The 11547-nt window shown below is 45.3% G+C and carries 12 protein-coding genes and 4 pseudogenes; 6 read left to right on the top strand and 10 right to left on the bottom strand.

Annotated features, from left to right (window positions below; all coding sequences use genetic code 11):
• The first annotated feature begins 141 nt into the window (after positions 1-141).
• The 3 genes and pseudogenes from ROR01S_RS27580 to ROR01S_RS27705 all read left to right on the top strand — a co-directional run.
• Complete coding sequence (locus tag ROR01S_RS27580) at positions 142-273, top strand: hypothetical protein (RefSeq protein ID WP_255265546.1); 132 nt, start codon at positions 142-144, stop codon at positions 271-273.
• A 175-nt stretch (positions 274-448) separates the two neighbouring features.
• Positions 449-642, top strand: a pseudogene (locus ROR01S_RS27575) (hypothetical protein); the annotation flags it as partial.
• A gap of 249 nt (positions 643-891) precedes the next feature.
• Positions 892-1082 (top strand): annotated as a pseudogene (locus tag ROR01S_RS27705) (integrase); the annotation flags it as partial.
• 425 nt (positions 1083-1507) lie between these two features.
• On the opposite strand, the gene ROR01S_RS27345 reads toward ROR01S_RS27705, so the two are convergent.
• On the bottom strand, positions 1508-1801 hold the full coding sequence (locus ROR01S_RS27345) for a hypothetical protein (protein WP_064359682.1): 294 nt from the start codon (positions 1799-1801) through the stop codon (positions 1508-1510).
• A gap of 218 nt (positions 1802-2019) precedes the next feature.
• On the opposite strand from ROR01S_RS27345, the gene ROR01S_RS15290 reads away from it, so the two are divergent.
• Positions 2020-2451, top strand: a complete 432-nt coding sequence (locus tag ROR01S_RS15290; protein WP_064359647.1) for a hypothetical protein — start codon at positions 2020-2022, stop codon at positions 2449-2451.
• A 51-nt stretch (positions 2452-2502) separates the two neighbouring features.
• Here the strand turns inward: ROR01S_RS15290 and ROR01S_RS15285 are convergent, their stop codons facing one another.
• The 9 genes and pseudogenes from ROR01S_RS15285 to ROR01S_RS26315 form a co-directional block, all read right to left on the bottom strand.
• Positions 2503-3501: an Abi family protein gene (locus tag ROR01S_RS15285; protein ID WP_064359646.1), complete on the bottom strand. Its 999-nt coding sequence runs from the start codon at positions 3499-3501 to the stop codon at positions 2503-2505.
• 263 nt (positions 3502-3764) lie between these two features.
• On the bottom strand, positions 3765-4454 hold the full coding sequence (locus tag ROR01S_RS15280; RefSeq protein WP_064359681.1) for a hypothetical protein: 690 nt from the start codon (positions 4452-4454) through the stop codon (positions 3765-3767).
• 42 nt (positions 4455-4496) lie between these two features.
• Positions 4497-4709 (bottom strand): annotated as a pseudogene (locus ROR01S_RS27660) (HGGxSTG domain-containing protein); the annotation flags it as partial.
• A 526-nt stretch (positions 4710-5235) separates the two neighbouring features.
• Positions 5236-5757, bottom strand: a complete 522-nt coding sequence (locus ROR01S_RS15275; RefSeq protein WP_064359645.1) for a hypothetical protein — start codon at positions 5755-5757, stop codon at positions 5236-5238.
• A gap of 79 nt (positions 5758-5836) precedes the next feature.
• Positions 5837-7654, bottom strand: a complete 1818-nt coding sequence (locus ROR01S_RS15270) for a hypothetical protein (protein ID WP_064359644.1) — start codon at positions 7652-7654, stop codon at positions 5837-5839.
• A gap of 31 nt (positions 7655-7685) precedes the next feature.
• Positions 7686-7880: a hypothetical protein gene (locus ROR01S_RS15265; protein WP_064359643.1), complete on the bottom strand. Its 195-nt coding sequence runs from the start codon at positions 7878-7880 to the stop codon at positions 7686-7688.
• A 270-nt stretch (positions 7881-8150) separates the two neighbouring features.
• Positions 8151-8390, bottom strand: a pseudogene (locus tag ROR01S_RS27570) (hypothetical protein); the annotation flags it as partial.
• Between the two features lie 412 nt (positions 8391-8802).
• Entirely contained in the window at positions 8803-9063 is a 261-nt protein-coding gene (locus ROR01S_RS26320) for a hypothetical protein (protein ID WP_139788340.1), read from the bottom strand.
• 524 nt (positions 9064-9587) lie between these two features.
• Positions 9588-9710, bottom strand: a complete 123-nt coding sequence (locus tag ROR01S_RS26315) for a PEP-CTERM sorting domain-containing protein (protein ID WP_223878918.1) — start codon at positions 9708-9710, stop codon at positions 9588-9590.
• A gap of 304 nt (positions 9711-10014) precedes the next feature.
• On the opposite strand from ROR01S_RS26315, the gene ROR01S_RS15250 reads away from it, so the two are divergent.
• Together ROR01S_RS15250 and ROR01S_RS26310 are read left to right on the top strand one after the other, a co-directional pair.
• Complete coding sequence (locus tag ROR01S_RS15250) at positions 10015-10743, top strand: protein kinase domain-containing protein (protein ID WP_049088964.1); 729 nt, start codon at positions 10015-10017, stop codon at positions 10741-10743.
• The gene (locus ROR01S_RS26310) at positions 10743-11513 is read left to right on the top strand and encodes a PP2C family protein-serine/threonine phosphatase (RefSeq protein ID WP_073972308.1); all 771 of its coding nucleotides are present in this window, start codon (positions 10743-10745) and stop codon (positions 11511-11513) included. The genes ROR01S_RS15250 and ROR01S_RS26310 overlap by 1 nt, the downstream gene beginning before the upstream one ends.
• Positions 11514-11547 lie beyond the last annotated feature (34 nt).

Genomic DNA, 11547 nt, shown 5'->3' with positions numbered 1-11547 from the left:
TTTGATAAATGCAATAGACGCATAAAAAAGATAATATTAATCCCCTACATCAGAACGGTCTTAGGCCGGATGTAATATTTAATCGCCGCAGAGCGAACCTGCAATAACCATCGCATTACCGTTTCAGGCAAGGTTTAACAAATGAAAAAAACCATAGTAATAATTCTGGTTGCCGCGTTTGGCGTCATGTCGGTTTCTGCAATCGCCTGTCCGAAAGGCACCCATCCGCATGGCGGAACAGGTTCACATCATGCTGGCGGTACCTGTTATTAATCATTATGGCGACCGTGGTCGCCATTTTTAATAACGACAATTCTGCGTTCGCTTACTGAAATCGACTAACAAGTTAATAAAATTATACATCTCCCCAAATGCATCTCCCTATATTTTTCCATGGTCTGACATTGACTATTTATCATGCAATGTTGATTCTGGAGGGTTCTCATAATGGACCAGTGCAAATAACTTTACCCGGATGGCATTTAATCAGGAAAAATTCATTACGGATTAAATCTGGGGTGAGCTCATTCAGATAATCAATTTCATGTACAGTGCTGAAGGTAAGGAATCTGAACACAGCCAGGCTCTGGATTGCTGGAGAACAAGGTTGATGCCAATCCGTCCGACCTCATCTACTGGCCTACTGATGAGGAGGGTATGATTCTACATATAACGTTCAAACTGCCACGCTGCGATGGCCACCAGCATGCACAAAACGATGAGGACAACGCCCAGCACCCTGCGTCTCGAACAGAGAGCCCCCCCTGCAGAAAGACCAAGTAATGTCAGCGTGACGGGCCAGCCAGCAATTGCCGTCAGGTAGGCCACAATCAGGTAGTCCTTTATCAATTCACTTTCCTCTAACTAGATTGTCTGGTCGAACCGATGGCCGCCAGTTGGCTAATTCAGTCTGGCGTTCCGCTTTCTGTTCTACAAGCAGTGGGAACACGTAGAGATGATACGCAAAGATGCCACCTGACACCTCACCATTTCACGGAGCTGAGCGATAAATTGACGCCATTTTTGCAGAAGATGTCCCAAATATGTCCCACGAGGAAAAATCAGCGACTGGAGGAAGTTGATAACTGTTGATTTTGAATGGCCCTACAGGATTCGATATTAACACGTAAGAAACTGATTTAATTTAACTATACAGGTTATAAAAATCACACATACCCCCAAATGTACCCCCATATATTTTTCTGCGGATGAGAATTGACTATTTATCGTGCAATTTGGGGCGCAGAGTACCTTCTCACATATCAGTAATATCCACCGGCACAAAATCATACCCAAATTTATGTGCGGAAAAATTTCTCTATATACATGCAAAATGTGTTGGTTCGGTTGGTTCAGTTGCCTCAAAACGTAAATACCATTGTTTTTGTTGAGTATTTTTCAAAAAATTGAACCAACACCACCTGATTTTGAACCAACATTTAGCTGAGTGAACCAACATTCACGATATTTCAAACAGCAAAATCACACGTTCAGCAGGCGAATACTGTTACTGATTCTGCTGGCGCCACTCTTTTACCATATCCTTCGTGACCTCCTTCTTGTAGCAGACAGGCGAATACCCTCCCGCTTTGCTCCAGGCGCTACGGCGACCGCATGAGCTTCCGTTCCGTGCCGTATTGAACGGACAAGCACAAGTGCCTGGGTAGGATGCTATAGAGTCGTCGATAATTCTTTGCTTAACCTGGTCATCAGTTAACGGGTTCGATTTGGCGATGGCCATATCTGATACAAAGACGAAAGCGGCAGCAAGTATGGAAACTGTGACTATTTTGATGCTCATTTGGCTCTCTCCGAGCAGTAGATGAACATCCAAGGTATACGTTGAAAAACTAGTCAACATTGATCTTTCGCAACGGCATGCAACGCCCTGTTAGAAAAGGTAGGTAATGCTTGTAGCAGGCAGTCAGCGCGAGGTATAACCAGCCTCTCCACCTCCGTATAACAGCGTTATACAGTGGTATACTGTATGGATAGACAACACTGATATGGTGGACCCTCATGAGCAAATCAAATCTGGTAGCTTTCCGCGTTCCGGCAGAATTGCAGGACGCATTTAATCAGGCTGTAGCGGCGGCAGGCGGTGACAAAACAGCGTGGCTGCTCGATGCCCTGCGCAGCAAACTGAACCAGCCGGAGAGCAACCCACAGCTGCGTATGCTTGAGCTGGTGGAACGAATGGAAGTGGCGGCGGCTGCGCTGGCGGGCGGTAAGCAGGGGATCCCGCCGACTCTGTACAATGAAGCGGCTGTTATCGGGATTGTTGCTGATACTATCCGGGAAGGGTTCGACAATGGCCGCATTATCGCTGAGCGGCTCAATGAGGCCGGTTATCAGACAAAAGCGGGCAAGGCGTGGGATAAGGACATTTACAGCGCCTGGAAGCGTCAGGGGCGCAACGCTGAGAAGTTATCAGTAGCGCTATATTCATAGCTCCATGGATGAAGGAAACAGAAGTGCACGAGATATGTTGTAAGAACTGAACTACGCCCCTTCCTGGCCCTCATGAAGCGGGTCGTTGTCTGCATGCACGAATCCGAGCGCGTCTCCGAATCTGGCTCTAGGGAAGCCTGATTTCGGAACGCCCATCGATTCATATGAACAGCCGGGCATATTAGGTTTTTTATCGAAGAGCTCTGCAACTTGTCTGATCCAAGTTGACGCGGGGCCAATCATTTTGACTAGGTACCACATTATGCATATGGCACTGTATAGACGTTCACAGGCTCTGGCGTCAATCTTTAGTTCATCGAAAAAAATAGATTTCGGAATTGGAACAACTGCGTGCTTACGATTCCAGATACGGGAGTGATGGGCACAGCGATTACGAAGTAAATTGAGACATTGTAACCACTTCGTCAGGGTTTGTTTATTATCCAGCTGAAGGCGTTTAATAATTTTTGCCTGCATACCACCATTCAGCATGGCGTAGTATTTAGACATCTGCCCAAAATCCCAAGTCTCAACAGCAACCCAGAAAGGGATTTCTTTTTGTTGGCTGAGATGCCACATAATACACTCATCTCTACTATCCTGAATTTTCAGATCCAGTTTATTACGCCATTTTTCAAAAGTACTGGGTTTCCCATTCCGACCATCATTTAAGAGGCGTTGGTTGATGTAGGATTCCTTTCTGTAAGCAAGAGGATCATACCTACCAACCTCATGGGCGATGACTGACCGGATGTGAATCTCAATTCGCTCAAGGGCATCCATCATCAGCATTCGAAGTTTTTTATCAAATAGATAAAGATCGTAAGCCTGTTCAAATGATGTGCCAGGAAGAAAATCGTCACTCCTGAATGACAGTCCTTCGTCGCTGGTACATATAATTCGTGAGGTATACCAGAAGCCAGAAAGGCGATAATAGCCAACCTGAGATAACTTTCTCATCGCGCGTTGAGAATCATGGATAACCATGCCGCGGCTCAACAAAAGTTCGAGCTGCTGGCGATATTCTTTATGCGGCTTGGCTGCAATCATTCAGTTATACGGATTCAGATAGTAAAAGGCCCGACCGTGAGACTCACAAACCAAATTGGCTACGGAGAAACAGGGGATCGGGCTCGGTTGATGCTAAATGTACCTTAAGTTACCGGCATGTCAATGTGGCGTGTCACGGAAAAGCATCGAAAAACCATCCTAAAAATGGCTATAAACACTATATGTAGTTTATGTTCAAGTTGTTATACCCTACAGAATGGTTGTATAGGTTTTAACTATCAATGTGCTTACATTTTCCTCTTTCAGCTTTTTGCCCTGACATGCTCTACTGATAGCCTGGTGTTAGCCTTTTTCGATGCCCGTTCAAATGAACGCATTGACGCCTCAGCTTTGCGCATCACCCGGGCAAACCCTTTAGCGTCCCTCGGTTCTTTCAACCGCCAGTAAGCTGATTCAGTCTTTAGCAGGCGAGAGCGCTTTTTCTCGAAGGTATCCCATCTCATGCCGGCAGGCTTCGGAAACTTGAGCGGGCTATTTAGCAGGCTGTCCGCAGGTGGGTAATCATCCCCCCATAAATCATGCCTCTGCTTCAACACACTGCGCCGTAAGCGAGATATCTCATCTTCACTCTGGCTGGCATAGTGAAGGCTCCAGCATTTACGACACCCTACGTCCTTCCGGCCAATAAATAATTTCGCTACCCGTTTCACACAATGGGGGCAAACGTACCATTCACGAAGGCCATAACCGGCCTGCGTGATCGTGGTGCGAATAGCTCGCGTCACGCCGTTGATTGTCATGGCGTAGCTGTCGGCTTGCCGGAAGATGTACAACGTTCCGCATTCTGTCTGGGTATAAAGCTGAGTACCCGGATCAGCGTCTGCCAGTGTCCTGCGCATGTCGGCAAGAAATGGTAATCCTATGCAGGGCAGGTCGGTGGTATAGCTGCGCGTTCGCTTCCTGCCCGCCTTGCTGTCTCGCTGTTTCTCCAGCCATGCCCTATAGCCGTCGCGCTGACGTTTACGGCCGACCCTGGTCTTTGCCCCGGTGCTTTTCCCTCCGTGTAACTTACAGCGACCATTGTGGTATATCGTAGTCATTTTGCACGGAGTGCCCGCACGGGTTGTCGCGCCACATGGAATAGCCCGTAAGTGCTCAGGGTACGGCAGCCAGTCATTACCCTGCTCACGAAGCTCGCGCCTCAACTGGCAAAAATCTTCACGCTCTTTACGCAGCGTCAGCAGCATCTGCCTCAGCTCTTTATCCATAATCCCCCCGTAAATATGAATAAATCTGTATACCTCATGGGGTAAGTCCGTCTACGCAATTATCCGCTTCCCTTGCTGGAACCTTATCAATCCTTATCACCTCAAGGGGTAAGGCATCTGCGCGGTTTGCAGCATTCACGGCATTGGACGCACAGCTTACCATGGGGAAACAGCCTAAAGAAAAGGGATATAGCTCGACCAGAACCTTAAGAAACAGAGCCTACTTGTCAGAAAACCGGGAAATGAATTTCCGAAATCATTAGGAAATCTTAGGGGGTCAGGTTGACACTTTTCCTCAAATACCTGGCATTTCTAAGCATCAGGTTGACACTTTCGCAATGAGGTAAAAATCGAGCAAATCCAGTAACGGCGGTGCTTGCAGCAACATTCACTGAGGCAAGTGTGAAGCTATCGGTTTCGTGTCTGACGGTTTTTCGATAAAAGTGTCAACCTGTCGGGTTTCGTTTCCCGGTTTTGTTCGTTGCTAGTTGACACTTTACAGCTATCACTTCCGCCAAAGAGACAGTGCCTTTATCCCTTCGGGACTCCAATCGGCTATCTCATCAGGGCATTCGGTAGCGGTATAGAAAAGTTCGCGCCTTAACGTCAGCAGTAGTTGTTCGGCATTCTCCTTAAGATCATAACGTTGGAAGTAAAATTCCGCATCCTGTGTATCAAGGAAAATACCGCCTTCTTCGAGAAACTCTACATCATATCCCAACTCATCAGCCGCGGCAGAAACGGCTTCCATTAGGTCATCATCATTATCTGGGGCAGGAAATTTACCGTCCCCCGATGTTATTTCGTTCCAGCATTCCGACCAAGTTAGCTCCCGTGTTCGATGCGGCCATGGGTCTGTAATGGGCGCCTCGTTTTTGGGGACTGAGTGCTGTTGCTGCTGGCATTCCGTCGCGTCTACATCGATTTTAGTACCCGACAACACAACCTCACCTTTCGCCACCCAGTCATATACAGTCTGACGGCTTACCCCGCGATGACGCGCATACTCGGCTTTACTCATTAACATAGATATCTCCATAAGGCCGCTGGTGGGCTTTAATTGAAAGGTTAAAATCGAGCACTCAGCACCGGGAAAAATGTCACTACTACCGGGCACCAAGCTGGGCTGCTGCCACTATCGCATTACCACCTGTATTGTTGTAAATCTGGATAACTGCGCTCTCTGTCACCCTGTTGCCGGCACCTTCTTTAGACGCCATCGCCGAAATAAGTTTTGCCAGTACTTTCGGGTCGTTAAGGTTAAGCTGCTGATGTTCATTAAACCCGGAGGTTCTTACGACATGACGAATATATTCCTGCGTGTCGTTCTCCTTTGACGGAGCCCAGCGCCTAGAAATTTCATCAATCGTATTGATGCCGCGGGCACCATAAATCTGAAGCTGCTTAGTCGCCGCTAACACACCCTCATCCAGCGTAGGGAACACGGCAAACTTACCGCTTTTGGTGTTATGGGTATCGTACCCATAAGCCGAGCGCAAATTACCGGGATTATTGAAACGATCGGCGATAGTGCGAGACTTATCAGAGATGTCGGCAGGAGCTGAAAAAATGGGGTTTAATTGTCCAGAAACAAACACCGATTTAATCGTGCTCCATGACGGAGCTAAGAACTCTTTCATCGCTGGGCCAACACTTCTCGGATCAAATCCAGTCTTATCCTTTACCCATTCGGCAGCGGAGTTTGCACTATCCTCCGATTTATTCATCCAGTCATTAAAGGTTTCACCCTTAAGAAACTTAATGACGTTATCGACAGTTACGCCCATTTCCTTGATATTTGTCATAAACTGGTTAACATCGTTAGTGAAATCCGGGGATGCGAGATAATTACTGAACTTCTCAATACCACCAGCAAGCCCATCAATCCACTTCCCGAGATCCGGTGACCTAAGAACAGTATCGATCGCGCCGGATAACGCATCTGACAATTTACTCAGTTGCGGCGCCATAGGACCAAGGCCGATTACGAATGTCCTGTTAATGCTTCTTTCGCTTAGCTCAATCTGATTAATGAACTCCGTCCATTTTCTGTTTTGCTCATCAGTGATGTTTAATCTTTCAGCATCCTTCTTCGCCCTTCGCTCCATCGCATCAATTTCTTCATTGCTCATATTTTTGAAGCGATTAAGGTCTTCAAGACTGAAGAAATTGGTCAGGCCATGCGCCTGCGCACCCTGCAGCGTGCTGCCGTTCTGCACGAAGATATCGCGCGCATTACGGATCATCTGCGGGAGCAGTTTTGCCGGGTCCTGGTCGGGATTGTTAATCCCCATCGCCTGAAACGTCCAGCGCTTCGACAGGTCCATCTGGGAATCGCGAATAGCGCCCAGCGTACCTGCAGGATTTCCAATTGCCCTCCTGTAGTTGGCTTCTATAGCACTCAGTCTCCCTGCCGACGTACCGATCCCCAGGGACATAAATCTCTGCTGAGCTGCCCCCGCCCCCAGAGTATTGATACCAAACAGACTACCTACGCCGAGAGCGCCGGTAAACAAGCCAACAATGCTACCCCATGACAGGAGACTGGCTGTCGCTTCACTGATGTGCCCTGCCAGTGATTTAGCGTCTTTCGTCGCATCGCTGATGAAGCCCTTAGCAGAGCGGGCGCTTTTGTTGAATTCGTCCTGCTTTTTCTTCGAGTCTTCCAGGTTGGTATTGAGCCGATCGATACCGCTGTTGATGGTCAGAATGGCCTCGGCCACGGCATTAAACTCCGCTCCTAACTCCTTCGCCTCACCTTTGGCTTTTTCGGTCTGCTTGCTGCTTTCACCAATACCAACGGCAGCCACTCGCCAGGCTTCCGGTAAATCATCCAGCGCGCTCTGGTACTCGCGAAACCTTTCCATAAACGCGACAAACTTGTCGTCATTTACGTCAATGTCGACGATCGACTTAGCTCCCATTAAATTCACCTCAATTCAGTAATGAGAAAGATTAAGAACAAACGCCGCCAGGCATGCACCCATCAGAAAGGGACGCTAGTGCTTTATCCACCAGCCCCCTTGCGATTTCATGGATAGTTGGCGCAACGCCGATACCTGATTGCTCGCCCTGTTTTTCCTGAATTTTTCTGATTGCCTGAATCTGTGCCTCACTGAGCAAGACAGGTTTGACAGACTGTTTCGACATGGCCACCCCCTGATATTTATACAGCCATTATAATTTCACATAATGAAATGATCACTTATTATATTGCAATTAATGAAAGAATAATTTCGATCGTTAGCAGAAGGAGAATTGATTGTTTTATAGACTATCGATGAGTGTTTGCGAAGATTGCGTAATGACTTGCTGTTGCTGAGCCTGAACCTGGAGCTTATCTCAATAGGACTTTATCCCAGATGATTTCAGTACCCGACGAAAGCGATTCATCCAGCTATGAGTCCTATCGACGACCTAACGATGGGATTTGAAACCCTTGTGTCCCTCATTACGGGAGTGGATATATTGCTCGACGCGGCGACTAAACCGGCCTGCTTCGTAATCTTTTTCCGGGCAGAGTCTGAGTTTTTGTCCTGTATGACCCGTCCGGAGGGTTTTGAATGTATCCGCAACCAGTTTGATGTCATGCGTGTTCGCTGCGGCGACGACCAGCGACAGAGGAAGCCCGTTGGCATCTGTAATCAAACTGCGCTTTAGTTACCCTTATACATAAGTAACTATTTATGAAAAAGTTACTAATGAAGGGATAGGGAGCGCAGTGAATTCATTAGTATTTTTTTTGGAAAAAGTTACTAATGATGCGTTAGTCCCATTAGTAACTTTTCTTAGAGAAGTTACTAATGGGACTAAAAGCCTATCCCAACAAGATTTTATTCCAGACAATAATTGCTGCAGAAAACTTTGATGCCAATCCGTCCGACCTCATCTACTGGCCTAATGAATGGTTCCAGGATTAAGACATGCTTCATGTTGATTTGACGCCTAAAGAAATCGCCGGATACCTTATGGCAAGATCTGGCCGGCTTCTAAACGATACGCCATAAATCGAGTTCAAATACCCGATTCCGTCAAATTCTACAAGCTAAAGCCATGGACCGCTAAGTCCAACTTATTGACTTTTACTCAACGCTGGAATTTGCCCTGAAAGCCATGCTAAACCACCTGATAGAAAAGAAGAAGTACTGTGCACTGCCGTACCATACTGCCAGGCTGCAAAGGCTAGAAAAGCGACGCTAACGATGATAATAACGCGCAAAATCTTTCGGTCAGAATGTAGCAGTATTGCTGCTAAAGTCAGGAGCAGAATCAAGGATACTGGCCAGCAGGAAACGACCGCAACATAAGTCATAAACAGGTAGCCCATTATCATGGCTTCACCTCATCTATATAAATGTTGCCATCGGTTCACTGAGTATAAAGTGGGCTTCCCCGGGCAAAACATTACTGATAAAGATGTGGAAGTCCCACGTCGTATCAAGCGTTAATGTGATGCCAGGTAGGTTAACTAGCCCAAACTGGTTAATAACAAGATTAAACGTCTTTTTAGTGGCTTTGAAAATACGATCGATTCTGATTTACACATTTGTCATCAAACCGAAGCGCTATCTTCACGTCTCTGAGTTTATAACAACTTACAATGCTGGCTGCCTTTCCAGGTCTCGCCGGCGTTCTGTCTCCTCTGCAGACCTATAACAAAGCACAGCCTCTGAGGATAATTAACAAAAGGTACAGGTATTTAGAGGCAGAACACACCACTTCTGCCATACATAGCCAGAACACGTCACTTCTGCCTATAAATAAGATATGGGCATTTTCATAGGGCGGTATGGTTTTACATGTAGCGTTCAAACTGCCACGCAGCGATTGCCACCAGCATGAACAGAACGACGAGGACTACCCCAGCACCCTACGCCTCATATAGAATGCCACTCCTGCAGAGAGACCAAGTAACGCCAGTGTGGCTGGCCAGGCTGCAATAGCTGTAAGGTAGGCTACGATCAGGTAGTCCTTTATCACGGAGATCTCCTCTCGTTTGTTTTCTTCCCGTTATAGGGTGATCGAAACGCTAATCCATAGAGTGGGGATAACTACCCCACCTTTTTTAGTAGGTATGCTAATGGGAAAAACTGAAGAGTCGCAGAAAAGCGTTGTTCGGTGGGTTGCCACGAAAGCCCTGATAAATACCCAGGTATACCTGTTCCTTTTTCCGATCTAAGATTTCAATGGTTTGGTCGATAAGAAACACTAACTCAATGGAATTGAGACTATTTAACAAACTTTAGTGGAAAACTGACACCGCAGCTAATAAATAAGGTGATAAATGGAAGGAAGAGCGAATTATTTAATTGACCCCATTGAAGAAATAGGTAACGGTGGGTATGGTGTTGTTGAAAAAATAAAGTTATTCAACACATCACATCATCTATGCGGACTTTATGCAAGAAAACTACTAACTTCTGGGAATAGTGATAAGGATGTATATCAAAGATTTATAAGGGAAATAAAAGCTCAATGCGATTGTCTACATAATAATATTGTTCAAATTTTCATAACCAACCTCGAAGCACAGAAACCTTGGTTTATTATGGAGCTAGCAAAGCACAGTCTAGACGATGAAATAAAATCAGGCACAATGACTACAGAAGACAAAATTAAGGTCCTCAAAGATGTTTTAAATGGTTTATTATTTATCCATAATAAAGGTTATTTACATCGGGACATAAAACCACAAAATATATTAAAATTTAACGATGGGACATACAAACTATCAGATTTCGGGTTGGCAAAAAGTATGACACCATCAAAAAGCCAGTTTGTAACAAGAGTTGGTGAATTCTACGGCTCCCCTGAATTTTTTGACTATGGCGTAATGGCACATGGCTACTCTAAACAATCAGACATTTATTCAATTGGAGTGCTCATTGAACATTTAAACATTGACGAAACCGAAAGTATAATAATAAAATGCAAACATAAACAGCTTAACAAACGGTATATAAATGTTGAGCAAGTCATAAGCCAAATTTCTTTGCTTGAGGAAGGATTATAATGACAACTATTTATTCATGTTCATCATTCTCTTTTCCCAAGAGCTTAGATACCATCAGCCAGGATAGCATCCTGCTTCCCAAGAAGCTAGATGGTGGATATATTTTCTCTGTTGCTGATGGAGTTGGTGGATACAATGGAGGAAAAGAAGCATCCAATCTAGCCATCAAAGAAATATCAAAACTACAACATAAAGTAAAACCATCTGATATTGATCGCATTTTTAACTCCATCAAGGACTCGATATCAGCTTTTTCGGAAAACAATGAAGAATATTCATCAGCCGCTACGACACTTACCTTTGGTTATGTTAGTGATGAAGGTTTATTGATAGGCCATTCTGGAGATTGCCGTTTATATATAAAAGAAGGTTCAAAACTTAAACAGTATACAAAAGATCACACTCAGCACCAGATACTTATTGACAAAGGTCTATTTACAGCTCGACAACTCAGAAAACTTCAAGGGGGAAATGTCCTGACTACCGCAATATCATCAAAAGTTACTCTGGAATTTCAGTCAATATTTATAAAAAAAGAAGACCTACCTATAGAAAATAATTTATTAACAATATACCTTATGTCTGATGGTGCACATTATTACTGGGAAGACCGCCCTAGATTTTCCTTAAATACGCTAAATAACGTCAATCGTTTTTCTGCTAGCTTAATGAGGAGAATAGAGAGTAAAGGTCCACATGATGATTATTCATTAATTGGATTAAATATCCATTTTGAAAATGAGAGCACTATTAGTCCTGATGCTCATTAGAAATCATAGAAATGAGTTGGATTCTGGACTCACT

The organism is Klebsiella ornithinolytica NBRC 105727 = ATCC 31898 (genome assembly GCF_001598295.1).
Taxonomy (GTDB): domain Bacteria; phylum Pseudomonadota; class Gammaproteobacteria; order Enterobacterales; family Enterobacteriaceae; genus Klebsiella; species Klebsiella ornithinolytica.
The sequence above is the reverse complement of the archived record's forward strand: the minus strand, read 5'-3'. Positions and strand labels throughout refer to the sequence as shown.